The organism is Micromonospora haikouensis, assembly GCF_000876225.1.
In the GTDB taxonomy this organism is placed as follows: Bacteria; Actinomycetota; Actinomycetes; order Mycobacteriales; family Micromonosporaceae; genus Micromonospora; species Micromonospora haikouensis.
Window position 1 is genome coordinate 795976 of sequence record NZ_JXSX01000001.1, and the last position, 26081, is coordinate 822056.

Below are 26081 nucleotides of genomic sequence, written 5' to 3' on the forward strand. Positions count from 1 at the left end.
CGAACCGACCGATGCGGCTGAACCTAAAGGAGAAAGAACCCTTCCGACAGGGGGTGGCGTCCCCTGTGTCCGTTCAGCCGGTGCCCCTCAACCGACCGACCGACACCCCTTCGTCACGCACCGTTCACAAGCGCAGACACGGAGGGTGGCGGCCCGTGCGGGGCCCGCCACCCTCCGAAAGGTACGTCCTATGTCAGTCCTCGTCGGACTTGCCGCCGCCCATCCCCGAGGAGATCAGCTCCATCACCGAGGAGTCCTGCAGGGTCGTCACGTCGCCCAGCGACCGGTTCTCCGCGACGTCCCGCAGCAGCCGACGCATGATCTTGCCGGAGCGGGTCTTCGGCAGCTCCGGCACCAGCATGATCTGCCGCGGCTTGGCGATCGGGCCGAGCGTCCGCGCCACGTGGTTGCGCAGGTCCGCGATCAGCTGCTCGCCCGCCTCGCCGGCCGTGTCGACCGAGCCGCGCGGGATGGCGAACGCCACGATCGCCTGCCCCGTCGTCGGGTCGGTCGCCCCCACCACCGCCGCCTCCGCCACCGACGGGTGCGACACCAGCGCCGACTCCACCTCCGTGGTGGAGATGTTGTGGCCCGACACCAGCATCACGTCGTCCACCCGGCCCAGCAGCCAGATGTGCCCGTCGTCGTCCTTCTTCGCCCCGTCCCCGGCGAAGTACATGCCCTCGAACCGCGACCAGTACGTCTCGACGAACCGGTCGTCGTCGCCCCAGATCGTGCGCAGCATCGACGGCCACGGCTCGCGCAGCACCAGATAGCCGCCGCCGCCGTTCGGCACCGACTGGCCCTGGTCGTCCACCACGTCCGCCACGACGCCCGGCAGCGGGGTCATCGCCGAACCCGGCTTGGTCTCGGTGACCCCGGGCAGTGGCGAGATCATGATCGCGCCCGTCTCGGTCTGCCACCAGGTGTCCACGATCGGCAGCTCACCCCGGCCCACGTGCTGCCTGTACCACATCCACGCCTCGGGGTTGATCGGCTCGCCGACGCTGCCCAGCAGCCGCAGCGAGGACAGGTCGTGCCCGGCGGGGATGTCGTCGCCCCACTTCATCATCGTGCGGATCAGCGTCGGCGCGGTGTACAGGATGCTCACCTGGTACCGGTCGACGATCTCCCAGAACCGGCCCTTGTGCGGCGTGTCCGGGGTGCCCTCGTACATGACCTGGGTGACGCCGTTGGCCAGCGGCCCGTACACGATGTAGGAGTGCCCCGTCACCCAGCCGATGTCGGCGGTGCACCAGTAGACGTCGGTCTCCGGCTTCAGGTCGAACACCGCGTGCGCCGTGTACGCCGCCTGCGTCAGGTAGCCGCCCGTGGTGTGCAGGATGCCCTTCGGCCGGGCCGTCGTGCCCGAGGTGTAGAGGATGAACAGCGGGTGCTCGGCGTCGAACGGCTGCGCGGTGTGCTCCGCCGACGCGGTCTCCACCGTCTCGTGCCACCAGTGGTCCTTCGCCGACCAGGCGACCTCCTCACCGGTGCGGCGGACCACCAGCACGTGCTCCACCGACGGGCACTTCGCCACCGCCTCGTCCACGGTCGGCTTCAACGCCGACGGCTTGCCCCGGCGGTACCCGCCGTCGGCGGTGATCACCACCTTGGCGGTGGCGTCCTGGATGCGGTTGCTCAGCGAGTCGGCGGAGAAGCCGCCGAAGACCACGCTGTGCGTCGCGCCGATGCGGGCGCAGGCCAGCATCGCCACCGCCGCCTCCGGCACCATCGGCAGGTAGATCGCCACCCGGTCGCCGGCCACCACGCCCAGGTCGGTCAGCGCGTTCGCCGCCTGGCAGGTCATCCGGTGCAGGTCGGCGTACGTGATGGTGCGGGTGTCGCCCGGCTCGCCCTCCCAGTGGATGGCCACCCGGTCGCCGTTGCCCGCCTCCACGTGCCGGTCCAGGCAGTTGTACGCCACGTTCAGCCGGCCGCCCACGAACCACTTCGCGAACGGCGGGTTCGACCAGTCGAGCACCTGCTCCCACTGCTGCGCCCAGGCCAGCCGCCCGGCCTGCCGCTCCCAGAACGCCAGCCGGTCGGCGGCGGCCTCGGCGTACGCGTCGGCGGTCACGTTGGCGTGCGCGGCGAGTGCGGCCGGCGGCGGGAACTGCCGCGTCTCGTTCAGCAAGTTGGCCAGTGCCTCGCTCATGCCGTGACTCCCTCGTCGCTCGCGTGACCTGCGTCTCCTACCCCCGCAGAGGTTAGTCGGGGCGGCCGGAGGCCGCGACAGCTCCCCGAACCCACGCGCGCCGAGCGGCCCCCGCCACGCGCCGAGCTGTCAGGAAGGGCCCCCTGTTGACGCCTACGGTAGAGAAGGGTCCCCTTCTCACCCGCCGTCCCCGCAGGTGGCTAGCGTGGCAGCGTGACCGCTGATCCGCTCGCGCCCCTGCTCGCGCTCGCCGACATCGCCCCCGCCGTCGAGCGGGCCCGCGACCGCGTCGACCAGGCCATGCGGCACCGCGCTCTGCGCCGGCACGGCGGCCAGGTCGCGGCCGAGGTCAGCCTCCGGTCCGCCGTGGCCAGCGCCGCCCTGGAGGGGTACGCCCACGACCGCGAGTCCGTCCGGGCCGGCACGGTCACCGACCCGGTGAGTCAGGGCGCGCTGCGGGTCGCCGGGGCGCTGCCCGGCCTGACCGAGCGCTGGCCGACGTCGCCCCGGCAGGTCCTCGCCCGGCTGCACGTGCTCGCCGCCCGGGATGTCGTACCCGAAAACGAGCTGGGGCGGCCGGTGGCCGACCCGGTCGTCGCCGCCCGGCTCGACGGCCTGGCCGGGCTCGTCGCCGGCGGCACCGCCGTGCCCCCGCTCGTGCTCGCCGCCGTCGTGCACGGCGAGCTGCTCAACCTGCGCCCGTTCGCCGGGCCGTCCGGCCTGGTGGCCCGGGGAGCCGCCCGGCTCGTCCTGATGTCCACCGGTTTCGACCCCCGCGGGCTCGTCGGCGTCGACGTCGGCCACCGCGAGCGCGAACCCGAGTACGTCGGCGCGGCCGGGGCGTTCGCCACCGGCACCCCCGACGGGCTGCGCTCCTGGTTGCGGCACTACATGGCCGCCGTCGAACTCGGCGCCGACCAGCTCACCGCCGTCGGCGACGAGATCCTCGCCGCCGCCTGAACCGGCTGGCTGACCCGGCTGGCTGGCCCGGCTGGCCTGGCCGGGCCGCCCGGACCGGTCGCGGGCTGCCGGTCAGGCCACCGGGGTGGTACGCGTGCGGCGGTGCCGGCCGTACCAGGCGATGCCGATCGCCACCCCGACCCCGACGCCCAGCGCCGCCGCGGCGACCGGCACCGCCGGGCGCTCCCGCAGCCGGCGGCCCAGCGGGATCGGGTGCCGGAACTCCAGCACCGGCCAGGCGTTCTCGGTGGCCAGCCTGCGCAGCGCCCGATCCGGGTTGACCACCGACGGATGCCCCACGCACTCCAGCAGCGGCCGGTCGCTCATCGAATCGGAGTACGCGTACGAGTCGGCCAGGTCGTAGCCGCGCAGCCGGGCCAGCTCGCTGACCGCCTCGACCTTGCTCGGACCGGCCGCGTAGAACTCCACCTCACCGCTGTACCGGCCGTCCGCCACCGCCATCCGCGTGGCGATCACGTCGGTCACCCCGAGCAACTCGCCGATCGGCCGGACCATCTCCTCCCCAGAGGCGGAGACCAGCACGACGTCCCGCCCGGCGGCCTGGTGCTCCTCGATGAGGGCCGCCGCCTCGGCGTACACGTAGGGGTTGATCAGCTCGTGCAGTGTCTCCGCGACGATCTGGCGGACCTGTTCCACCTGCCAGCCCTTGCACAGCGCGGCCAGGTAGTCCCGGGTCTTGGCCATGGTCTGCTCGTCGGTGCCGCCCAGCCGGAACATCAGCTGCGCGTACGCCGACTTCACCACGTCCCGCCGGGTGATCAGCCCATCCCGGTAGAACGGCCGACCAAACGCCAAGGCGCTCGACTTGGCGATGACGGTCTTGTCCAGATCGAAAAAAGCGGCACTTCGGCCCACGGCGCGAAAGTCTAGCCGGATGGTCTATGGTCGGCGGGTGCCTGGGGTACGGACTCCGGCCCGGCCCCTACGGCGACCTCCTCCACCCCCTGCCGTCAGTGACGGCGGTCACACTCTCCGGCGATGATTTCGCAGGGAGTGGAGGCGACACCACTCGACGTATACCGGTTTGCTCAGGCATGCTTGTTCTTGCGACGCACATTCGCGTTGTCGTACGACAGCAGGCCCTCGGCGATCGCACCCCCCGTGACCGCCGAGCCGGTTCGGCTCAACCCCCCCGGAGCCGAACCTCCCGACGACCCCCGTCTCCCCCCGACGGGGGTCGTCCCTTTCCCCGTCCCGTTCCGGGCCAGGTGAAGACGCGTTTCCCGAGTCGGCCGGTCCCAAGGTCGGCGCGTCACGAAGGTGATCAGGGGGTCTTACCGGCCAGGCGAGCACGGAGAGTCATGCAGCCGCCCCCGGAGGATCGCCGACGCGACGTCGGTGTCCAGGACGACCAGACTCACGCGGTGCCGGCTCACCGGGAGGCGTAAAGGTCGGCGAGGAAGTCATCCAACTCCTCGTCCGACTCGAACAGGCCAGGCCGCGCCAGGTCGTCGACGGAGGCGACCGGCCGGATCCCCTGGCGACGCGCCAGCTCCTCACGCGCCGAAGGCCAACAGCATCGTCGTTGCCGTCTCCGTCTTCGTCCGTGACGAGGGCGGCCGGGTGCTGCTCATCCAGCGCACAGACAACGGCCTGTGGTCGCTGCCCGGCGGCGGCCAGGAGATCGGCGAATCGGTCGCAGGGGCGGCCGTCCGGGAGGCCCAGGAGGAGACCGGCGTACGGGTCGAGGTCACCGGGATGGTCGGCGTCTATTCCGACCCCGCGCACGTCATCGCCTACTCCGACGGCCAGGTGCGGCAGCAGTTCTCCCTCTGCCTTCGAGCCGTGCCCCTCGGTGGCACCCTGACCCCGAGCGACGAATCAAGCGACGCCCGGTGGGTGGCCCGTGACGATCTGGTCACGCTCGACATCCACCCGTCGACCCTGCTCCGCATCACCCACGGCTACGAGGAACGCCCCGAGCCCTACATCGGCTGAGCGACGCTGCCCGAGAGTCGGCGCTGGGTCCGCTGCACGGCGGCGACATGTCCGACTCCGCCCGGCAGATGAAAGTCCGGCACCTCGGCGTGTCTTCGCTCAAGGCGTCAGGCGGCGATCGACGCCCCGTCAAGCCGATGCGCGTGCCCGGGCGCGTTCGTAGGCCAGGGTCAGTTCGGCGAGAACTCCGTCGGCAGGTTGCGGGCGGCCTTCGAGGTGCGTGCCGCGAAGTTCGTCCATGAACCTCTGCCACATTTCGGGGCCGCCGTCGGCGAGTAGCTGGGCGCGGATCGACAGCTCGGGTGATGTCGGGAGCCATCGGGAGCCCCAGGCGCCGAGATGCGCCATGAGCGGCACGAGTTCGATGGCCGCCTCGGTGAGCCGGTAGTCGATCTTCTGGCGGTGGGTCGGGTCCTCGTGCCGGCTGAGCAGGCCCGCGTCCACGAGCTTGGACAGGCGGCTGGCGAGGATGTTCGAGGCGATGCCTTCGATCGAGTTCGTGAGCAGCTCGCGGAAGTGCCGGTGGCCGCCGAACATGAGATCGCGCAGCACGACCAGGCTCCACCGGTCGCCCAGGAGCTCGACGGTCAGATTGATCGGGCACCCGGACTTTCCATCGGGTACGGGCAGGCGACCGGCCCCTACTGATGGCGACATGCAACCAGTTTAGTACGGTGGCACCGGTTGCAAGTTGCAACCGGAAGTTCTCCGCAGTTACCAAGGAGGATCCGTGCCGCAGTTGCTAAGGGTGCAGAGCTTCAACGTGTCGCGTGACGGGTTCGGCACCGGCGAGGGGCAGAGCCTGGAGCGGCCCTTCGGCCATGCCGACCCCACCCCGCTGTTCTCCTGGCGTGCCGCTACCGCCAGCTTCATGTACCGCACCGAACCCGGCGGCACCCGTGGCCTGGACGACTACCTGACCCGCGACTACGACCACAACATCGGCGCGGAGATCATGGGACGGAACAAGTTCGGCCCTCAGCGCGGGCCCTGGGAGAACCACGACTGGCAAGGCTGGTGGGGGGACAACCCGCCGTTCCACACGCCGGTCTTCGTGCTCACCCACTACGAACGACCGTCGTTCACCCTGTCCGACACCACCTTCCACTTCCTCGACGCGAGCCCGGCCGAGGCGCTGGAACGCGCCAGGCAGGCCGCCGATGGTCGGGACGTGCGCCTCGGCGGTGGAGTCGCGACCATCCGCGAGTTCATCGAGGCCGACCTGGTCGACACGATGCACATCGCCGTCGCGCCCGTCGACCTCGGCCGAGGTGAGCGGCTGTGGGACAGCCCCGACGACCTTCTCGACCGCTTCCACCTTGAGTCGGTGCCGAGCCCTAGCGGAGTCACCCACCTCCTGTTCTGGAGGCGATGAGTCGACCCCGATCGCGGGGTGGTGGCGGTGGGGAGCCATCCGCCGACCGCACCACCCACACGAGCGATGCGCCTGACCATGCGACATGGCACCCGATCGCCCTCCTTGCCATGTCGGGTGACTTCCCGATGAGTCCCTTCCCCGGGACGTCCGCCCGCCGACGGTCCGAAAGCCGACTCTGCAGCGGCACCTGAGCGTCCCGCCGCTGGTGGGAGGGCCTTTCCGTCCCCCGACGCCCTACGTAGCGGGCACGCGACGGTGTGGCGTCACCCGAGGCGCGTTCGTACTCTGTCCGGGACGTCCCGTCGACCGTGGGGGAGGGCCGGACGCTGCTGGTTAACCGGAGCCTCGCCGACGTCCCCGCCGACCGGGTCGTCGCGTTGCCCGACGCGGACACCGACGCGCTGGCCATGCTGATCGCGCGGGACCACGCGGAGTTGGCCGCCGTGGTGCACCGCCCGGCCGCCCGGATCGCGCTGCCGGTGGACTTCGTGTACGCCGCGTTGGACCAGCTCGAACAGGTCGCCGTCGAGTTGCTGCCCGCCTGGCTGCCCGAGGCTGCGGACGGCGTCCGCCCGGACACGTCCGGGCTGGCGGCGGTCCGGGCCGCCGCTGCGGCGCGCTCCCGCCGCGATCGTTATCCCGGCTCCTTCCTGCCCGACCTGGCCGTCTTCGCGGTGACGGCCCGCCGTCCGTCCGGCACGCAGTTGCCGTTGCGCACCCGGGCGGCGGCGCTGGCGCGGCTCGTGGCGGGGGCGTTCGGCCGGCGTCGGGTGGTGCTGCTCGTCGAGCCGGCCGCCGGCACGGGCGCGGTGTCTGCGGCGGGGGCCGCCTGGCTGGTGCAGCACGGCGGCCCGGTCACCTGGCTGCTCGGGGCTGACGCGGCCGGGCTGGAGGCGGTGCCGGAGTTCTCGGTCGCGCTGCCGCCCGGGCCGCGCTACGTCCCACCCGCGCCGCTACGCACAGCGCGCGACGTGCCATCCGCGTCGCTCACCCCGCCACGCACAGCGCGCGACGTGCCTCCCGCGCCGCGCGGACTGTCGTCCGACGCGGGGGCGGTGGTGGGCCAGCCGCACCCGGCGAGCGAGGCCGAGAAGAGGCTGGAGGCGGCGCTCGCCGCCGAGAGCTGGGCCGTCGGGCGGCGGTGGAACCAGAGCTACCGGTCGCACGATCTGGCCACGCCGATCCGGCTGGATCTAGTGTGGCCCGACGAACGGTGCGTGGTGGAGATCGACGGGCCGGAGCACTGCCGTCCGGTCCACTTCGAGGCCGACCGGCAGCGCGACGTCCAGTTGCAACTGGATGGTTACGCCGTCCTGCGCTTCACCAACGCCCGGGTGACCCACGACGTCGGTGCCGTGGTCCGGCAGATCGGCACGTATCTGCGGGAACGTCGGCGGGACATGGCGGAAGGACGGCAGCATGGCCGGCGATGATCTGACGGCATCCGAGAGCGCGATCCTCGTCGTGCTCATGGCCGAGGCGCGCGAGGTGCTGAACACCGAGCTCCGCGAGCTCTACCACCTCGACGTACGCAAGCCGCAGCGCGACAAGCTCACCCGCCTGCACTACGTCGCCAGCCGCAAGAGCGGATCGACGTACGCCCTCCAGCTCGACGACAAGGGCTGGGTGCGGATGCAGAGCGACCTCGACTTCGCGCTGCGCGGCGCGTCGGCGCTCGGTGCCGCGCTGACCGCCCTCCAGGCCAACCTGCGCGACCGGGTCCTGGCGCGCAGCGGCTGCGCCACGCTCGCCGAGCTGTTCGCCGTGACCGACGTACGCGCGTCGGCGCCCACGGCCGCCGCCGACCCGGCGGGCGCGCTGACGGCGCGCGTCGTCAGCGCGTACCGGGCGCTCGCCGACGCGCCGGGGGCCTGGGTGAGCCTGCGCCGCCTCCGCCCGTTCTTCGCCGACGTGCCGAGGGAGGACCTGGACGAGGCGCTGCGTCGGCTCAGCCGCTCCGAGGGCGTCGCCATCACGCCGGAGTCGAACCAGAAGACGCTCACCGAGGCGGACATCGCGGCCGCGCTGCGCCTCGGCGGGCAGGACAATCATCTGCTGGCGATCGGCGTGTGATGGACGAGGCGGAGCGGACCGCGCTGGCGGCCCTGCGGTTCGACTGGGCGCCGGTCCCCGACGACGTGTGGCGTCCGCTGCCCTTCCACGTCGAGGGCCTGCACGTCCCGGTTGTCCGGGAGGTGCTCGCCGGGGTGGACGAGGCCGCGTCGAACCCGCACGGCAGCCCGCTCGGCCTCGTCGTGCAGGGGCAGCGGGGGTCCGGCAAGACCCACCTGCTGGGCGTGGTCCGCCAGCGGGTGCAGGAGGCGGGCGGCTACTTCTTCCTGGTCGGCCTGCTCGACGCGGGCAGCTTCTGGGACAACGTCCTCGCCGCCCTGCTGGACGGCCTGGCCCGGCCGGTGCCCGGCAGCCCCGAGACGCAGCTCAAGCTGCTGCTGCGGCGGCTGTCGGCGCTGGTGGGCGCGCCCCGGACGGCACGCCGGGCCGTGATGGGCGACACCGAGCTGACCCGGCCGGCGCTCGACGCCTTCCTCACCGGCCTCGGCGACTACGACCGGCACGCGGCCCGCACCTGCCAGGAGACCGCCCGCGCCCTCGCGCTGTCCGCCTCGGAGGACATCTCCCACCGCGACCTGGCGGAGAACTACTTCCTTTCCGGCGAGGAGGTCGTGGCCGGCGAACGCGCGGCCTGGGGGATGCGGCGCGCGCCCCGACCGGCCCAGCAGATCGTGCAGGACCTGTCCTGGCTGCTGGCGCTCACCGGCCCGTCGGTGGTGGCGATCGACCAGGTCGACACGCTGATCGCCCAGTTGGCGATCCAGAGCGACCCCGCCGTGGTGGGCGCCGCCGCGATGAGCCCGGAGCAGTCGCTCATGCTGGCCCGGATGGCGGACGGCCTGATGTCGCTGCGGCAGGCGACGCGGCGCACGCTGACCGTCCTCGCCTGCATCCCGAACTCGTGGACGATCATCCGGTCCACGGCCGCCGACACCGTCGCCGACCGGTTCCGGGAGACCCCGGTCCTGCGCCGGATCGACGACGCCGATCTCGCGCGGGCGATCATCGAGAAGCGGTTCACCGTCCGCTACGGCGAGGTCGGGTACGCGCCGCCGTACCCGTCGTGGCCGGTGTCCCCGCGCGCCTTCGCCGAGGCCGGGGCCTTCACCCCGCGCCAACTGCTGATCGAGATCGACCGGCACATCCGGGGCTGCCTCGCCGCCGACGAGGTGCGGGAGATGGCCACGCTGGGCGAGCCGGCCGTCGCGGAGTCACCAGCGCCCCGGCCCGCCCCGGTCACCGCCACCGCCGAGGAGATGGAGCGTTACGACGCCCGCTTCGCCGAGCTGCGGGACGCCGCCGACGTCGCCACCCCGCTCGGGCGGGCGACGGAGGACGAGGCGATGCCGCCGCTGCTCGCCGCCGGGCTCACCGCCTGGATCCTGGAACGCGGCGACGCCGGTGCGGCGTTCAGCGTCGACCCGCCCCCGAGCACCGACCCGCCGCTGCACGCCCGGCTGCGCCTGACGCTCGACGAGCGCACCGAGGACCAGGCGCACTGGTGTTTCCGGGCGATCAGCGACGACCACCACGGCAACGCGGCGCTGGCCCGGCTCCGCAAGGCGAGTGTGGCGGCCGCCCTCGACACCGGCTCGGCCAAGCGCACGCTGTTCCTGCTGCGCAACCGCGGCTGGTCGACCAGCGCCGCCACCCGGAAGGCCGTCTCCGCGTTCACGGCGGCGGGCGGGCAGACCATCGGTGTCGACGAGGAGGACCTGCGGATCCTCTCGGCGCTGCGGGTCATGCTCGCCGAGGCCACGATGGACTTCCAGGGCTGGCTGATCGACCGCCGCCCGACCCGGGACCTGAAGTTCCTCCAGCACGCGCTGGCCGACGTCGACCGCTGGACGACGGACGCCGCGCCGCCGGGACCCGCCGCCCGCCCGGCCGCCCCGACCCCCACCGCCCCGACCCCGGTCACTCCGGCCCCGGAGGCCAGCGAGCCGGCGCGGTCGGCCGAGTCGGCAGGGCCGGCCGAGTCGGCCCCGGCGGCCACCGTCCCGGCCGAGCCGGCGTTCGTCGTCGGGTACGGGTACGACGACGGCGCGCCCGTGCCGCTGGCCCTGGAGGCGCTCCGGAAGCACACCACGATCTTCGCCGGCTCGGGCTCGGGCAAGACGGTGCTCATCCGCCGCATCGTCGAGGAGTGCGCCCTCGCCGGTGTCTCCGCCATCGTGCTCGACCCGAACAACGACCTCGCCCGCCTCGGGGAGGAATGGCCCGAGCAGCCCGCAGGGTGGCGGCCGGGCGACGCGGCCCGGGCGCGGGACTATCTGGCGTACACCGACGTGGTGGTCTGGACGCCGCGCCGCAACTCGGGCCGCCCGCTGAGCTTCCAGCCGCTGCCCGACTTCACCGGCGTGCGCGACGACCCGGACGAGTTCGGTGAGGCCGTCGAGGCGGCGGTCGCGGCCCTCGCGCCGCGCGCCATGGTCACCGGCCGGGCCACCAGGGCGCACCTGGGGCTGGCGGTGCTGCGCAAGGCCGTCGAGCACTACGGCCGGCGCGGCGGTTCCCGGCTGAGGGGCCTCGTCGACACGCTGGCCGACCTGCCGGACGGGATCATCGACCTCGACGACGCCGAGAAGATCGGCCTCAGCCTGGCGCAGAACCTGACGGCGGCCATGGTCAACGATCCGCTCTTCGGGGGCGAGGGCACCCCGATGGATCCCGGCGTGCTGCTCACGCCCGCCCCCGGCAGGCGGGCCCGGGTGTCGGTGGTCAGCCTCGTGGGCCTGCCCTCCGACGACGTGCGCCAGAGCTTCGTCAACCAGCTCCAGATGGCGCTGTTCGCCTGGATCAAGAGGAACCCGGCCGGCGACCGGCCGCTGCTGGGGCTGCTCGTCATGGACGAGGCGCAGACGTTCGCCCCGTCGGGGGCGATGACGGCCTGCACCCAGAGCACGCTGGCGCTGGCCGCCCAGGCGCGCAAGTACGGGCTCGGGCTGGTCTTCGCCACGCAGGCGCCGAAGGGGCTGCACAACCGCATCCCGGGGAACGCGGCGACGCAGTTGTACGGCCTGATGAACAGCCCGATCCAGATCGAGGCGGCCCGCGAGATGGCCCGCGCCAAGGGCGGGGACGTGCCGGACATCTCCCGGCTGACGGTGGGCGAGTTCTACCTCGCCGCCGAGGGCGCGGCACCACGGAAGATCCGGACCCCGCTCTCGCTGACGCATCATCCCCGCAGCCCGCTCACCGTCGAGGAGGTGCTGGATCGGGCGCGCGGGACGGCCGGTCCGGAGTGGCGGGACGATAGCTGAGAGTGATTTAGGGCGGTGTGCAAATTGCCCCGATGGGATTGTCACGCACCCTTCGCACAGCGTCCCGTCGCCACTACTTTGTGCCGTACTGCCAGGTAAAAGGCTTGATCATTGATCTTCCTGAACATTGTGGACGCTGGGGCGTCTACAACCGCTGCCCGCCACGGATAGTAATTGTCGACCGAGAGGGGCAGGGGAAAGATGAACGAAGCGCTGGCGGAACCGCTCACCGGATACCAGGTGATGGCCGTGGCCGTCACCGTCGCCGGGGTACTGGCCGGCCTGGCGCGCGCCTGCGTCGCGTACCGGGCCCGGATACAGCAGGAGCGGGAGGTGACGACACGTACGACAGCCCGGGTCACGTGGCTGACCAGGCTCGCGGAGGCCGACCACGACGTGGTGCGGATCGTGGAGCGCGACCGCGACGGGCACCGCGAGGTGGAGCTGGGCGGCCGTGGCGGGTCGAACTCCGAGGCCGCCAGGGAGGCGGCGTGATCGAGTTCGAGGGCACCGCCGCCCTGACACCGGAGCAGGCCGACTGCGAGGCGACGCGCGAGGCGGAGGCCACACGCGTGAAGGCCGCGCACGACCAGGAGTTCGCCGCGTTCACCGAGGCCTCCTACCACCAGGTGGAGCGGATCCTCAGGTCGGCGTGCCGGGACCGCGAGGTGGTCGAGGACGCGCTCAACGAGGCGTACCTGCACGGGCGCGTCCAGTGGTCCAAGCTGCGCGTCCACGACCGGCCGATCGGCTGGATCATCGTCACGGCGCGACACAAGATCCGCAAGGACCACCAGCGGCACCTACGGGAGGCTGCGATGGCACCGGAGGACCTGCCGACGGCGCCGCACTCGAACATCGCCGACGTGTGGGAGGCGCAGGAACTGCTGCGGGGCTGGTTGCACCGGCTCCCGGCACGGCACGCCGAGGTGTTCCAGATGGCGCAGGAGGGCTTCTCCAACCAGGAGATCGCCCGCATCCTCGGGCTGACCGAGAACAGCGTCCGCTCCTACAAGGTCGCCGCGAGGCGAGGGCTGCGCGAGCTGGCTGAGGAGGCCGGCTACGTCGCCCCGGACGGTCACCGGCGGCAGGGAGCACGTCGTGGACCTCGATGACATCCTGGCGCTGGCCGAGACCAGGCCGAGCCCGCTGGAACTCGCCCGCGCGCGCCGCGTCGCGCGTGCGGCGCAGAGCCGGTACGACCTCTCGCTCGCCGAGGGCTACAAGATCATGGTCGACACCGCCCTCGTCGACCCGCTGACCTGGGACGTCGACGAGGCGACCAGGGTCGCGCGCGCCGCCCAGCTGGCGAAGTTGGGCACCATCACCTGGGTGGCCGGCGGGCGGGACGGCCTCGGTCGGCTCCACTGGTCGGACGAGATGGCGATGATCTTCGGGCAGGCGCCGGGGACACTGCGCCTCACGCCCGAGACGCTGTTCGGGCTCGTCCATCCCGCCGACGCCGAGCGGGTCCGCAGGGCCGTCCGGACGGCGTGGACGCGGTGCCGGCCGGGCGAGGTCGGCTTCCGGGTGGTCCAGCCCGGCGGCAGCATCCGCCACGTGCACTGCCACCTGGAGATCACCACCCGCGAGGGCGAACCGTCGGGGATCATCGTGACCGGCGAGGACGTCACCGCGCTCGAACTCGCCCGGCAGGAACGCCGCCGGCTCGCCATCCGGAGCCAGATGCTCGGTGCCGACCTGGCCGTGCTGGACGGCCTCACCGGGCTGCCGAACCGCGGGTACGTCATCGACGAGGTCGACCGGGCCCGCCGTACCACCGGCGGAGCCCTGGTCGTGGTCGCGACCGAACCCGCCACCCGGCTGCCGGACGCGCTCACCGACGCCGACCGCGACCGCCTGACGGCGTCGGTCGCCCGGCTGCTGCGCACGGTCGTCGGCAACGACGTGACCGCAGGTCTGGTCGGCTCCGGATTGTGGGGGGTGCTGCTCGCGCCGGCCGACGGGCGCGCGGAGGCCGCCGAGAGCCTGGCGGCCCGGATCGTGGAGACCTTCCGGAACCACCTGTTCGGCATCCGGCAGAACACCCTGCGGCTCAACACCTCGGCGGGCGTGGTGCGCTTCGGCAGCGGCGTGCTCGCCACCGGCTTCGACCTGCTCGTCGACGGCGAGCACGCGGCCCGGGACGCGCGCCGCGACACCGCCTCCGTCGTCGTGCTCGACCAGCCGGTCGCGGACGGCGAGCGGACGGCCCGGTGCCGCTCCCGTGTCCGGCACGCGGTCTCGGCCAGCAGGTTCGCCCTCTACGCCCAGCCCATCGTCGACCTCAACCTCAACCAGGTCACCCGCCACGAGATCCTCCTGCGGGTGCGCAGCGACACCGGGGAGCCGGTCGCGCCGGTGGCCTTCCTCGACATGGCCGAACGCGTCGGCGAGATCCTCGCGGTCGACAAGTGGGTCGTCGACCACGCCCTGGAGTTCATCGGCCGGGGCGCGCAGACCTCCCACTACCAGGTCAACATCTCGGGGAAGTCCCTCGCCGACCCGGGACTGCTGACCTTCGTGACGGAGGCGATCGACCGGTACGGGGTCAAGCCGGAGCGCCTGACGTTCGAGATCACCGAAACCGCGCTCATCGAGAACCGGAACGAGGCGCTGGCCTTCGCCCGGGGGATCAGGGCGGCGGGCTGCCACCTGGCGCTTGACGACTTCGGCACCGGGTACGGGGCGCTCGCGCACCTGAAGTACCTCCCGGTGGACCTCGTCAAGATCGATGGAACGTTCATCGTCGACCTCTGCCGGTCGCCGGCGGACCAGGCCGTGGTGTCGAAGCTGGTGGAACTGTGCCAGACGCTCGGCATCCGCGTCGCGGCCGAGTACGTGCAGGACGACGAGACCGTCGAGCACCTGAAGAGCTACGGCGTCGACTTCGCCCAGGGCTACTGGACCGGCCGACCCGAGCCGATCACGGTGAGCCAGGACGCGGTACAGACGGTCGAACTCGAACTGCGGTTCCCGCCGCAACACACCGCCCTCGGCTGAACCGAGGCGCGCTGCGCCGAAAGTTTCGGGCTCTGGTGGGGTAAGGGTCATGCCCGGCAGGGGAGGTGCTTCCTGTCGGGCTTCCGGTGTGCCGTCAGTGTGTAGGGCTGATCGCGCTCCCCTGCCTCGCACGACAGCGCCATCGACGTTGACCGATCGGGCGGTTGCGGGTATGTTGCAGTCCAGTTACGGCAGTTTCCGAAAGTTTCGGAAACAGGCCGTGAATCCGCGCTTCCTTCCAACTTTGCGCATCGTCGATGGATATGCAAAGGAGTGTCATGAAACGTCTACTGAGCAACGGCCGCCGCCGCGCGGTGGTGGCCACCGCCGCCAGCGCGCTGGTGCTGGCCGGTGCGGCGCTGGTGGTGCCCAGCCTGGCCCAGGCCGCCACCACGCTGGGGGCCGCGGCGGCGCAGTCGGGCCGCTACTTCGGCACCGCCATCGCCGGGGGTCGGTTGAACGACTCCACGTACAGCACCATCGCCGGGCGTGAGTTCAACATGATCACGGCCGAGAACGAGATGAAGCCGGACGCGACGGAGCCGAACCAGAACCAGTTCAACTTCTCCGCCGGGGACCAGATCTACAACTGGGCCACCCAGCGTGGCCTGAAGGTCCGGGGGCACACCCTGGCCTGGCACGCCCAGCAGCCGCCCTGGATGGAGCGCATGAGCGGCAGCGCGCTGCGCAGCGCCATGATCAACCACATCAACGGCGTGATGGCCCACTACAAGGGCAAGCTCGCCGCGTGGGACGTGGTCAACGAGGCGTTCAACGAGGACGGCAGCCGCCGCCAGTCGAACCTCCAGGGCACCGGCAACGACTGGATCGAGGTGGCGTTCCGCACCGCCCGGGCGGCCGACCCGTCGACCAAGCTCTGCTACAACGACTACAACATCGAGAACTGGAGCTACGGCAAGACGCAGGGCGTCTACCGGATGATCCAGGACTTCAAGTCCCGCGGCGTGCCGATCGACTGCGTCGGCCTGCAGACCCACTTCACCGGCGGCAGCTCCCTGCCGAGCAACTTCCAGACCACGCTGTCCAGCTTCGCCGCGCTCGGCGTCGACGTGGCGCTGACCGAGGTCGACGTCACCAACGCCTCCACCACCCAGTACGCCGGGCTCACCCAGGCCTGCCTGAACGTGCCCCGCTGCATCGGCATCACCGTCTGGGGCGTCCGCGACAGCGACTCCTGGCGTTCCAACGAGAACCCGCTGCTCTTCGACGGCGGGGGCAACAAGAAGGCCGCGTACACCTCGGTCCTCAACGCCCTCAACGCCGCCGGCCCCGGTCCCACCGGCACCCCGACGGCGACGCCGACCACGCCGCCGCCGTCCGGCGGCGCCAACCGGATCGTCGGCAGCCAGTCGGGCCGGTGCATCGACGTGCCGAACTCGTCGCAGACCAACGGCACGCGGGTGCAGCTCTACGACTGCCACGGCCAGACCAACCAGCAGTGGACGTACACCGCGAGCAAGCAACTGACCGTGTACGGCGGCAGCCGGTGCCTGGACGCCAACGGCTCCGGCAACGGCGCGGCGGTCCAGATCTACAGCTGCAACGGCGGGGCCAACCAGCAGTGGAACGTCAACTCCAACGGCACCATCTCGGGCGTCCAGTCCGGCCGCTGCCTCGACGTGTGGGGCACCGGCAACGGGCAGCAGGTCCAGCTCTACGACTGCCACGGGCAGGCCAACCAGCAGTTCCGCCTCGTCGCCAACTAGCGAGGCGCGGTGGCTCACCGTCGTGGCTGATGCCGCGACGGTGAGCCACCGTCGTTTCAGCGCACCACGGCCCGGCGCGTCTCGGGCTCCGGCTGGAAGCAGGCCAGCGCCCACCCCCGGTCGTTCGTGACCACCCACGGGTGCCCGACGTAGGTCTGCTGCCGGTACGACTCGCCCGGTCCCAGCGTCCGGTACTGCCGGCGGCGGCCGTCCCAGTCGAGCCAGTACACGACGACCCGCTCGCGCCGGGCGTTGACGAAGTCGACGTACGTCGAGCGGCCGCCGCCGGTCGACCGCAGGCGCGACTCCGCAGACGGCGGAAGCGCCTGCAGTTCCGCCGTACCCGCCGGGGTGGGCTGCGGCCGCGGCCCGGTCGTCGCCGGGGCGGGCCGGCTCGTGGTCGCGCGGGCGGTCGGGGTCGGGCTGGTGGTCCGGGGCCGGTCGGTCGACGGGCGGCTCGACGCGGAAGCCCGGGCCGGCGACGAGGCCCGGTTCGACAGCGACCCCAACGCCGGAGAGAGGGTGGGCGTGGGCGTCGCGCTGTCGGTCGGCAGGCCCACCCGGATCGGCTCCTGGGCGATCGGCCCCGGCTGGTACGGCTGGTAGGCGTTGAACAACGGAAGCAGCGTGATGACCAGAGTGGCCACCAGCCCGACCGCCACGGAGGTCAGCACGAGGGCCAACTGCGGCCCCTCGCTGCCGTAGGCGCGTCTCGACGGCGCGGACGCCGGCTGGGCGGCCGGTGCCGCCCCCGGCCCCGCCCCGGTCCAGCCGTCCCCGACGGGAAACGCCTGGTAGGGCGCGGACGGCAGAGCCGCGCGCTCCACCGACGGCTGCACCCAGCCGCCGATGCGCAGGCGCGCCACCGTCCCGGCGCCTTCCCCGGCCCCCCTGGAGATGTCGAGCCTGCGCCGATCGTCGAAATCGTTTGAGTGGGTCATGGCCCCGATCCGCGCACGGTGCCGCTCGAAACAGCGGCACGGAGGACCGAATTATGCGAAATGGGTTCTCCAAGGTCAATGGTTGCCGGGGGGAATTCTGCCTCGGCCGTCCATCGGGCACCCGGGCCGGCGGCGTATTCGGGCGCGGGACGTGCGACGGGGCCCAGGCGCCTGCCGTGGCTGACCCCTCCGACCTGCACCGCTTCGGCCCGCCATAGCAGATCCACTCGGGCTTCGGGCGTTGTCCACAGTGCCCCCGGTTGTCCACAGGGAAGCCATCGTGGGCGGCCGGGCCGGGTCCCACCCGGGCACGCTCTCCGGCAGCACCCCCGAGCCCGACTGCTGGAGGCCGCGATGCCACCACCCCGTACCCCGCTCCCGCCGCGCCGCCGACTGCCCCTGGTGGTGACCTCGGACGACGGCCTGCTCGACGACCTGCTCCGGCTCGCCGCCGCAGGCGGCACCGAGGTCGAGGTGGCCGCCGACCCGGCCGCCGCCCGGTCCCGGTGGTCACCGGCCCCGCTGGTGCTGGTGGGCGACGACCAGGCCCAGCCCTGCCTGCGGGCGCGGCTGCCGCGCCGGTCGCGCATGGTCCTGGTGGGCCGGACGGGGCAACTGGACCCCGGCTGGGAGATCGCCGAGCTGATCGGTGCCGAGCACGTCGCCACGCTGCCGGCCGCCGAGCCGTGGCTGGTGGACCGGTTCGCCGAGTGCGCGCCGGACCGCGCCGGGGACGGCGTGGCCCGGGTGGTCGCGGTGCTCGGCGGCCGGGGCGGTGCCGGAGCCAGCATCCTCGCCGGCGGGTTGGCCGTCACCGCCGCCCGGGCCCGGCTGCGCACCCTCCTCGTCGACGCCGACCCGCTCGGCGGCGGGCTCGACCTGGTGCTCGGCTGGGAACAACTGGACGGGCTGCGCTGGCCGGCGCTGACCGACGCCGACGGCCGGGTCGACCCGCCGGCGCTGGTGCGGGCCCTGCCCAGCCGCGGCGACCTGGTGGTGCTCTCCTGGGACCGGGGAGACCCCCTGCCGCTGCCCGCCCCGGCCATGGCGGCCACCCTCGACGCGGCCCGACGCGGGCGCGACTTCGTCGTGGTCGACGTGCCCCGGCACCTCGACGACCCGGCCGTGCTCGCGTTGCAGGCCGCCGACCAGGCGTTCCTCGTCGTGCCGGCCGAGCTGCGGGCCACCGCCGCGGCGGCCCGGGTGGCGGCGGCCGCCGCCCCGCACTGCGCCCAACTCTCCGTCGTCGTGCGGGGCCCGGCGCCGGGCCGGCTCAAGGCCGTCGAAGTCGCGTGTGGTACAACAGGGGGCACCCCGACGCTCCTGGTACTACTACGCCGTCATCCAACACCTGGCCGTGTGTATCGCGGCGATAGTCGTCATCGTCGGCGTCCTGTTGGCGCTCCCTGAGCCCCGCGAGCCGAAGGTCTACCCCATTCGACCGGCCACGCCCGCCGAGGAACACCAGCACGAACGGCAGCAGCTGGCCGACCTGCTTGACGCCATGCGGTCGCAGAGGTAGCCATGCCGAAGACCTACCACTCGAACTGCGATCACCCCGCCACCAACGCGGCCCGTGAAGCTTGCCGGAAGGCGGGCGGACCTGGACCAGAGGCGACCAGGGGGTTAGACCATGCCAACTGCGACCATCCGCTCACCAACGCTGCCCGCAAGCGATGCCGCCGGAGAGTTTCGCCTCACCTCAAGGCAAAGCGGGCCGTCAAGTACGTCGGCGTGAGTCAGAGCGGGGGACCGGCCGATCTGCCGATCATCCCTGCCGATGGGCTCTCCACACCGTCTCTCCTCTACCTGCCTCTTGCGTCATCAAAAGAGCTGTTGACGAGCTTCCCGGAGCCGCGCCGCACGAGGAAGCGCAAGAAGCCGGTGCAGGGAAGGTAAGCCCCAGCCCTCCGGCGAGTGGACCGATGAAGGCTACTGGCCCGAGTACCTGACCGAGCACGACCACGTACCGCCCCGACCTGACCCGTTCGATTCGTGGTGGGCACTGGCGTAGAGACGGTGCAGGTCACCGACGCCACCGGAACAGTTCAGCAATCGCCTTGATGATCGCGGCGCGGTCCTTGCCCTCGGTGCCACGTAGGGCAATGTACGTGATGATGATCATTCCCGCGACCGGCACACCTATAGCAGCGACGACCCAAGGCCCAGCGCCCATGACAGGCTCAAGGTTGGCGATCCACACTTCTTACCCCTCCTCCCTGGTCGGGCGAGGGTGCGTCAACCCAGCCCGGCCAGTGCGTGAACACTGGTCTGGCTGAGTCCGCGTTCCGGCGATCGTGGATCTCAGTACCGAGAAGCACTTGCCTCTCGGGTCTTGCCGATGGTGCTACCTACCACTTGGTATGGGTCGAACTGTGGCTGCTCTGCCGCCGGAGCACAGAGAGCCCTCCTCGTGCCCGGCATTGCGCCGTTTGCTTCCATTGCGGACGCTGGCTGAGGGTTAGGCACCCAGCCATTGCGGCTCGGGTGATCTGCAAGCAGCGTACCCGACCGCCGCCACGGACGCGACGACCGCGCATAGAGGTGCCTGAGATCGCCCCAGAGCCGCTGGTGGGCGGGGGTGGGTGTTGTCCCCGGTGGTGTGGCACCCGTTGCGGGCTGTGGCGAACTCAGCGCCGTTGGGAGTCCCAGCACCATGTATGGTCGATCCACACGACGGACGCCGACGGCAACCGGCCGGAGTCGTGGTGTTCCACCCTTCGCGTATTGGGCGCGAGTCAACCGAGGAGAACGCTGCCGGGCACCCCTATGCCCTCGCGGGACCTCGGCACGCGTGTATCCCCGCGAGGGCGGTTGGGACATGACCCAATGCCACGAGACAAGTACGGTTGGCAGCCGGCCAAGGTCGAGTTGTTCAAGCGGCGGCTGACGATTCAGCAGGTGGCCGAGGAGATCGGCGTGCCGGAGCGGCACCTCCGCAACGCACTCGCGGGCAAGACGTACCCCATGCCCGAGGTGCGTAGGGGCCTGCCGCGTTTGCTCGACGTTCCCCTCAGCGACCTGTTCTGCGCCGAGATGCTTGAGGCGAGCTACGACCCGCGCAAGGGATCGGCGGTGCGGTCGTGACCGCCACCCGCCGGAAGCTGGACTTCCGTCCTCGGACCGTCGTCACCTGCTGGCCCGAGGCCGAGTGGTACACGCCGGAGACGTTCGAAGAGGTCGCCGCGCAGGACGCCGTGCGGTCGGCGGTCAAGCAGGGCTTGCCGCCTGTCATTCAGGACCGGTCCACGCTGGACAAGATCGCGGCCCTCGGAAAGAGGTGAGGGCTCCCGCACTGCCAATGCGAGAGCCCTCGTGAAACGACAAAGGATAAGTGAACCATAATGCCTAATCAAAGAGCGCTGCAACTCAGCAAGTTTCCCCCTCCTCCACTGCCGATGCCCAAGAGCCGGGGCCTTGCTAAGGGCGAAGAGCTGACAGTCATCAATCGGCACTTGAAGCCCTTGTTGCGCGGTATCAAACCTAAGCCGGGCAAGGTCTACCGCCCTTCCAAGCTCAACCGGACGCCGCTGGAGCAGATGAGCGAAGGCGACTTCCATCTGCTCTTGATCTGGTTCATGCCCTACTACCACACCACCTACACGAGCGATCTCAACGAGTACAAGCGATTCCTTGACTCCGTGTTGGCCGAAAGTTACCGGCTGGACGTGGCACTACTGCTGGGTGACATGTACCCGATCTGCCGCACGATCACCAAGGAACGCCAGGCCGTCCGCCTGCGGGCGCTGAAGAAGAAGGCTGCCTGATGGGACTACATCTGGTCGAGGACGACGGACCCTTCGAGGAACTGACCGACGAAGAGCTCGAAGAGTCCGAGCAGGAGGAGTACGACAACCTCGTTCGGAAGGAGAAGCTGAAGCTCCGCGCCCAAGCGGAGGCCCGTCGCCAGGTGGCGGAGGAACTGGCTGCGGCTGACTTCCGCGCTCCTGACCCCGAGACGTACGGCACCCTGGCCGACATCAACAAGCTGGACCTGCCTCCGGTCGAGTACCTGGTGGGTTCGGCCGAGGACGGCAAGAAGGGCCTCCTGGGCGCGCGGCACAACGCGGTACTGATCGCGCAGTACAAGACCGGCAAGACCGCCCTGGCAATCGATCTCGCGCGGTCTCTGGTGGACGGAGAGCCGTTCCTGGGGACGTTTCCGGTGGTCCGGTCGCGAGTGGGATTCTGGTCGCTGGAGGTCGAACTCAACGAACTGCGGCGCGAGTTCATGGACCCAGTGGGGATCAAGTCCGACCGCAGGCTGGCGGTGTGGGATGGCGTCGGTCAGCCAGTCAACATCCTGTCGGAGCCGGGCAAGGCGTGGACGGTCAACTGGCTGAAGCACTACAAGGTCAAGGTATGGATGATCGACAGCCTGGCGGTCCTGGCGGTCTGGGTTGGCGTGGACATCGACAAGGACAACGGACAGACCCGCGCGCTGTTCGCCGCGATCGATGAGATCAAGCGTGAGGCCGATGTCCAGGTGTCCTTCATCCTCGCCCACACGCCGCGTGCGGACATGGAAGAGGGCAAGGAACGGGCGCGTGGTGCCTCCGCGATCGATGAGCACGCAGGCGCCCGGTGGATCTTCACCATGCACAACAACATCCGCTTCCTCCGAGTCAACGGGCGAGGCGTGGAGCTGAAGCAGACGTCACTGGTCTGGGACGACGAGACGCACAGGTCCTCGATCGGCACGGCGGGCAGCCGAGATGACGTGGTTGACCGCGATGTGTGGATCGGTCTGGCTGCGTACGCGGAGGCCAACCCCGGCCTGTCCAAGTCCAAGTTCAAGGCGGCAGCCAAACACCTCTTCCCTCCAGGCAAGAAAAGTGGGCAGGCAGCAGGCACGGTCATTGATGAGGCCATCTACCACGGGTTCTTGCGGGAGGGCCAGGGGGCGCAGAAGAAGGAGAAGCGCATCGAACCGGGGCCTGAGCACCGGGGCGGCCCACCCCCACCGGTCAAGCCTGAAGGTGGTGCCACACCTCATTACATCGCGGCGGAACGACCGCGCCGGGGCGGGACGAATGGGACGGAACGACCGGGGCGACGCAGCCGAACGACCCGCGACCGGTAGCCGAACGACCGGGAATCAACGGGGGCGGTCGCAACGTGCCAGGTCGTTCCACCTACCGCATACCTCACGGTTCCCGGTCGTTCTGGGTCGTTCTGGGTCGTTCTGAATAACCTGGTTGGGTTGGTCGTTCCGTATATACATGGAACGACCCAACCAAACATGACCACCGACGAGGGCGGCAGCGGAACGACCGGGGCGGTGCGGCGGACCGACGACGGGGACGGCCCTCATGCCTGCGGGTGTGGGGGGCGTCTTCCTAGAAACACCGCCGGTCTTTCTAGGCTCTCGTCTCCTAGCAAGGGCGGCCGTTGGATCTTACTGCGGTATCGGTCCGCCCACCCGCCCCACCAGCATGTACGGGGAACGTCTCCAGGCCACCGTAGAGGCCATGGCGCACCGAGTGGTGTGGACGACACGGTTCCGGGGTGGTCGGTGACCTCTGCGGCGATCTGAACGGCCTAGATCAAGAACTCTGCGACAGGCTCTCGGCGTCGAGATATACGTACAGGCCGTTGACCAGCGGCAGCGACTCGTTGGGGTCGTACTCGATGCCCACCGGCTGATCCGGTGACACGTTGCCTGCGCTCTGCGCCAGGTTTACGAAGCGGATCAGCTCGCCCCAGGTGAGCTGGTCGTCCAAATCGAGGGTGACCTTGAGGTTCCGGTCGGTCTTCTTGAAGTCATCAGTCACCCCGCGATCCTTGCAGCGGGAGGCCACCGAGCCAAGCCGGCCGTGTGGCGTCTGCTGCGCTAGACGTCCCGCGCACTGCTGTCAGCCGGCACCTTGGGATACCGGGTTACCTGGATACGCTCCGTAGGATCCATGGTCACGTATCCGCAGATGGCCCCGTCGGACCAAGCGTGCGAGCAGCCGTAGAACTTCTTGTCGCCGAAGCCCGCCGTCATGCGCCACGTGCACACGTGCTGCTCGGGTTTCTGGTCAGAGGCGTTGGTGTCCACCGCAACATCCTGCCGTAGGCCGTCGGTCCAAGACGGAATGCGTCGAGTTCTAGGCAACGGACACGTCAGCGCGGGGCAGGAACCGCAGCAGTTGGCGAAGCACAGCGCCAGAGTCCTTACGTACCTCAGGGTCCGGGTGCATGCTGGCTACCAGTGCCACGACAGCAGTCACGGCGAACAGGCCGCCCACACCCACGCCCACCCAGTTCACGCCATTCACCCTTGACTCCCTTCGGTCATGCCCTGCGGACGGTACACAGTCGGTAGGCCCCGCGTCGGGTCCTGCGCGGGCAACTCGCTGAGGTTGGCCCTACCGGGTAGCTTCGTGCCATGGCCTGGGAGAACGTGGCAACGCTGGTGATCGCTCTGGCAGCGCTCGTGGTGTCTGGGGTCAGCGCCGGCTACTCGAAGAGGTCAGCAGATGCCTCGAAGCGATCGGCAGACGCAGCGGAGCGGCAGGCAGCAGCGGCAGAGGCGGCCATCCCCCCACCCCCTCCTACCGTGGCCTGGCAGGTGCTCCCTGGTAGGGGGAAGAACAGCTACGTACTGCGTAACGTTGGCACGCAGACCGCTGTGAACGTAGAGGTCGACAAGATGAACTCAGTCCTGCGGCCAATCGGCGGCAGCGGGCTCGATGTGGCGGAGCTTGCCCCCGGTGAATCCATTAGGTTCTTGGTGCTCACCTCAATGCAGCTTCCCACCCTCGGCGAGATCAATGTCCGCTGGAAGGGTAGCGGCGGTTGGGTGATAGTGCCACTTCCATAGACGGTTAGGAATACCATAACCGGTATTATGGTGCGCCATCGGCAATCGGTTCAGGAGGCTCTTCCGTCAAGGCGGTCTAGCCACGCTTCTACCTCGGATGGCTCGCCGCCGGTCCGCTTGCGAATCTCTTCGAGTACTTCGCGTGTTTGCAGCCTTCGGACTCGCTGAGCCGGGCTGAATGCTTGTGGAACGTTGGCCTCATTTAAAACCTCCAGCAGTTCCGGGAATGGTCGCCCTCTTCCGATGATGATGGCGATCTGGCGCGAAAGAGGCAGTACGTCGTTGGGTAGTAGCGATAGGAGTGTGAATTGCTGATGGGTTACCACCTCCGCATTGCCGTTCTGCTTCATCGATTGCTGATCATGATCAGACGACGGGATGCTGTCGAGTAGTTCTCTCAGAATGCCGATCTCGTAAAGGCGGCGCTTATCGGCGGTAGCTTCCTCGTCGGCCTGGCGCTGTCGCTTTGCCTGATCGCGGGTGACCTTGATCGTTACCAGGATGGCCACTAGGGCTATAACTGCCGCAAAGAAGGCTCCCAGCGAGTTGATGATCTCCCAAACGTTGGGGGCAGGTTCGGGCACGTTGACGACGACTGTGGGCGGAGCGCTCGTGGGCACCGGAGGTGGCAGGTCTGGCGGAGAAGGCGTCGGTGAGAGGAGCACGTTCACGCATGATGCCAGCACGTCGCAACCCCTGGTTCTCGCCACGTCTTGACCTGTGGAATCGTGGGATGCTCCCGCGTCCGGCAAAGCGGCGGTGTGGACAGTCAACGTGCGTCGGGTGTAGCCGGGGCTACCTCTTCCGCTTGGCCAGCTCCTCCAACGCTTCTGCCCGGCGGTGTTGCCACTCCATAAATCGTTGGCTGGTTTCTTGTCCCGTCATGACAACTTCGCCTATGTGTCCTCCGTAGTTGGCTCGTCCCTTGATGCTCTCTCGGAGTTCCTTAAGTTTGTCGGCAATTCTGACGCGAAGTTCTATTAGCTCTACCTCAAGCTCAAACAGATAAAGCCTTCGTTCATCGAAGATGAGAACTCCCCCGGCTGGATAGAAGACCCGAAGGCCTGCTGAGCTCCATGATCCCCCCGGATGCGACGCAGTCTTCAAGACGAGCCGGTCGGTGATGTACCAGTCGGAGAAGCAATCCACGCCGTTGAGTAGGTGCTTCTCGAAGTACTCGTCATAGTGCTCGTAGGCGTCGCGGACACTGTTGACTTCCAGAATGTGGCAGTCGTCCTTGACTTGGAGTAGATCTCGAAGTGTCTTCCCCCGCCTATCGGCATAGGCCTGGCTCTCATCCTTGGTCATGCCGGGGTATTTCCTGACCTTTGGATTGAAGATCCGGGCAATGCAGATGGCCGCGAAGAGCGCGTTCTGGAGGGAGCCCCAGACCTTCGGGTCGCGGGCGTCTCTAGTCTCCCGGCCTCGCATGACGGCGAAGTGGATGCTTCTGATGGCTAACTCGGCCTGCCGGTCGAGCTCGTCCAGGAAGTGGCTGTTCTTCGCCGCCTCGCGCGACTCGGGGTCGGGGAATCCCACGCTCGCGAGAGGTATTCGTCTCTCTTGCGCCATCAGTGCAGTATGCACATCCCTGCATGACTCTGCAACCGAGATTGGGTCTGCCGGACAACGCCCGTTCGATGTAGGCGAGGGGCGAATCTGACAAACTCTCGGATTCCACGGAAAATGGTCCCCGGAACGTTTTTGCGGACCGGGAGGAGCGCTATGGGTGCTCGGGGAAAGCTGCCGGAGTATCCGGTCTCGCTGGATATCTCGATGTCAGAGGCGCAACGGTTCCGGTTGAAGAGCCT

Annotated in this window: 25 protein-coding genes; 16 read left to right on the forward strand and 9 right to left on the reverse strand. The window is 69.9% G+C overall.

Translation table 11 applies throughout. The annotated features are described in order from the left end of the window. Positions 1-193: 193 nt before the first annotated feature. Positions 194-2158, reverse strand: coding sequence for an acetate--CoA ligase (gene acs, locus TK50_RS03585; RefSeq protein ID WP_043961453.1), 1965 nt, complete (start codon positions 2156-2158; stop codon positions 194-196). 213 nt (positions 2159-2371) lie between these two features. Between acs and TK50_RS03590 the strand changes: the two genes are divergently transcribed. Further along, positions 2372-3118: a Fic family protein gene (locus tag TK50_RS03590; RefSeq protein ID WP_043961454.1), complete on the forward strand. Its 747-nt coding sequence runs from the start codon at positions 2372-2374 to the stop codon at positions 3116-3118. A gap of 72 nt (positions 3119-3190) precedes the next feature. On the opposite strand, the gene TK50_RS03595 is transcribed toward TK50_RS03590, so the two are convergent. Beyond that, entirely contained in the window at positions 3191-3994 is an 804-nt protein-coding gene (locus TK50_RS03595) for an HAD family hydrolase (protein ID WP_043961455.1), read from the reverse strand. A 663-nt stretch (positions 3995-4657) separates the two neighbouring features. On the opposite strand from TK50_RS03595, the gene TK50_RS03600 reads away from it, so the two are divergent. Beyond that, complete coding sequence (locus TK50_RS03600) at positions 4658-5077, forward strand: NUDIX hydrolase (RefSeq protein WP_043963747.1); 420 nt, start codon at positions 4658-4660, stop codon at positions 5075-5077. A 129-nt stretch (positions 5078-5206) separates the two neighbouring features. Here the strand turns inward: TK50_RS03600 and TK50_RS03605 are convergent, their stop codons facing one another. Next, the gene (locus TK50_RS03605; RefSeq protein ID WP_043961456.1) at positions 5207-5734 is read right to left on the reverse strand and encodes a winged helix-turn-helix transcriptional regulator; all 528 of its coding nucleotides are present in this window, start codon (positions 5732-5734) and stop codon (positions 5207-5209) included. A gap of 73 nt (positions 5735-5807) precedes the next feature. Between TK50_RS03605 and TK50_RS03610 the strand changes: the two genes are divergently transcribed. From TK50_RS03610 to TK50_RS03645, 8 genes are all read left to right on the forward strand, one after another. Continuing rightward, a complete protein-coding gene (locus TK50_RS03610; RefSeq protein ID WP_043961457.1) occupies positions 5808-6452 on the forward strand; it encodes a dihydrofolate reductase family protein in 645 nt (214 codons plus the stop codon). Positions 6453-6763: 311 nt separating this feature from the next. Then, complete coding sequence (locus TK50_RS03615; protein ID WP_241773911.1) at positions 6764-7888, forward strand: endonuclease domain-containing protein; 1125 nt, start codon at positions 6764-6766, stop codon at positions 7886-7888. After that, a complete protein-coding gene (locus TK50_RS03620; RefSeq protein ID WP_052503593.1) occupies positions 7875-8528 on the forward strand; it encodes a hypothetical protein in 654 nt (217 codons plus the stop codon). The genes TK50_RS03615 and TK50_RS03620 overlap by 14 nt, the downstream gene beginning before the upstream one ends. Then, the gene (locus tag TK50_RS03625) at positions 8528-11791 is read left to right on the forward strand and encodes a helicase HerA domain-containing protein (RefSeq protein WP_043961458.1); all 3264 of its coding nucleotides are present in this window, start codon (positions 8528-8530) and stop codon (positions 11789-11791) included. Before TK50_RS03620 ends, TK50_RS03625 begins: the two co-directional genes overlap by 1 nt. A 201-nt stretch (positions 11792-11992) precedes the next feature. Next, a complete protein-coding gene (locus tag TK50_RS34325; protein ID WP_043961459.1) occupies positions 11993-12286 on the forward strand; it encodes a hypothetical protein in 294 nt (97 codons plus the stop codon). Further along, positions 12283-12906, forward strand: a complete 624-nt coding sequence (locus TK50_RS34330; RefSeq protein WP_043961460.1) for an RNA polymerase sigma factor — start codon at positions 12283-12285, stop codon at positions 12904-12906. Before TK50_RS34325 ends, TK50_RS34330 begins: the two co-directional genes overlap by 4 nt. Next, on the forward strand, positions 12893-14794 hold the full coding sequence (locus TK50_RS03640; protein ID WP_052503594.1) for an EAL domain-containing protein: 1902 nt from the start codon (positions 12893-12895) through the stop codon (positions 14792-14794). The genes TK50_RS34330 and TK50_RS03640 overlap by 14 nt, the downstream gene beginning before the upstream one ends. Positions 14795-15072: 278 nt before the next feature. Next, a complete protein-coding gene (locus TK50_RS03645; RefSeq protein ID WP_043961461.1) occupies positions 15073-16521 on the forward strand; it encodes an endo-1,4-beta-xylanase in 1449 nt (482 codons plus the stop codon). 56 nt (positions 16522-16577) lie between these two features. On the opposite strand, the gene TK50_RS03650 is transcribed toward TK50_RS03645, so the two are convergent. Then, entirely contained in the window at positions 16578-17387 is an 810-nt protein-coding gene (locus tag TK50_RS03650) for a VHL beta domain-containing protein (RefSeq protein ID WP_043961462.1), read from the reverse strand. A gap of 480 nt (positions 17388-17867) precedes the next feature. On the opposite strand from TK50_RS03650, the gene ssd reads away from it, so the two are divergent. Then, positions 17868-18872 (forward strand): septum site-determining protein Ssd, encoded by a 1005-nt coding sequence (ssd, locus tag TK50_RS03655; protein WP_199486043.1) that lies wholly within the window; start codon positions 17868-17870, stop codon positions 18870-18872. A gap of 616 nt (positions 18873-19488) precedes the next feature. Here the strand turns inward: ssd and TK50_RS34060 are convergent. Then, positions 19489-19665: a hypothetical protein gene (locus TK50_RS34060; RefSeq protein ID WP_158499151.1), complete on the reverse strand. Its 177-nt coding sequence runs from the start codon at positions 19663-19665 to the stop codon at positions 19489-19491. Positions 19666-20291: 626 nt separating this feature from the next. On the opposite strand from TK50_RS34060, the gene TK50_RS03660 reads away from it, so the two are divergent. The 4 genes from TK50_RS03660 to TK50_RS03675 all read left to right on the forward strand — a co-directional run bounded on the left by TK50_RS03660 (position 20292) and on the right by TK50_RS03675 (position 22545). Next, a complete protein-coding gene (locus TK50_RS03660) occupies positions 20292-20549 on the forward strand; it encodes a helix-turn-helix domain-containing protein (protein ID WP_043961464.1) in 258 nt (85 codons plus the stop codon). Further along, positions 20546-20746, forward strand: a complete 201-nt coding sequence (locus tag TK50_RS03665) for a hypothetical protein (RefSeq protein WP_043961465.1) — start codon at positions 20546-20548, stop codon at positions 20744-20746. The genes TK50_RS03660 and TK50_RS03665 overlap by 4 nt, the downstream gene beginning before the upstream one ends. Positions 20747-20860: 114 nt before the next feature. After that, complete coding sequence (locus tag TK50_RS33435; protein WP_144420147.1) at positions 20861-21229, forward strand: hypothetical protein; 369 nt, start codon at positions 20861-20863, stop codon at positions 21227-21229. Beyond that, the gene (locus tag TK50_RS03675; protein ID WP_043961467.1) at positions 21229-22545 is read left to right on the forward strand and encodes an AAA family ATPase; all 1317 of its coding nucleotides are present in this window, start codon (positions 21229-21231) and stop codon (positions 22543-22545) included. Before TK50_RS33435 ends, TK50_RS03675 begins: the two co-directional genes overlap by 1 nt. Before the next feature lie 463 nt (positions 22546-23008). On the opposite strand, the gene TK50_RS03680 is transcribed toward TK50_RS03675, so the two are convergent. Both TK50_RS03680 and TK50_RS03685 read right to left on the reverse strand, forming a co-directional pair. Further along, positions 23009-23236, reverse strand: coding sequence for a hypothetical protein (locus TK50_RS03680; RefSeq protein WP_043961468.1), 228 nt, complete (start codon positions 23234-23236; stop codon positions 23009-23011). 59 nt (positions 23237-23295) lie between these two features. Continuing rightward, on the reverse strand, positions 23296-23505 hold the full coding sequence (locus TK50_RS03685) for a hypothetical protein (protein WP_043961469.1): 210 nt from the start codon (positions 23503-23505) through the stop codon (positions 23296-23298). Positions 23506-23835: 330 nt separating this feature from the next. Here TK50_RS03685 and TK50_RS33440 point away from each other — a divergent pair, with 330 nt between their 5' ends. Next, positions 23836-24270, forward strand: coding sequence for a hypothetical protein (locus tag TK50_RS33440; RefSeq protein WP_144420148.1), 435 nt, complete (start codon positions 23836-23838; stop codon positions 24268-24270). A 50-nt stretch (positions 24271-24320) separates the two neighbouring features. Here the strand turns inward: TK50_RS33440 and TK50_RS33445 are convergent, their stop codons facing one another. Together TK50_RS33445 and TK50_RS03690 are read right to left on the reverse strand one after the other, a co-directional pair. Continuing rightward, positions 24321-24854 (reverse strand): hypothetical protein, encoded by a 534-nt coding sequence (locus TK50_RS33445; protein ID WP_144420149.1) that lies wholly within the window; start codon positions 24852-24854, stop codon positions 24321-24323. Positions 24855-25065: 211 nt separating this feature from the next. Further along, positions 25066-25842 carry a hypothetical protein gene (locus TK50_RS03690; RefSeq protein ID WP_144420150.1) on the reverse strand — a complete coding sequence of 259 codons (777 nt, stop codon included), beginning with the start codon at positions 25840-25842 and terminating at the stop codon, positions 25066-25068. Positions 25843-26081 lie beyond the last annotated feature (239 nt).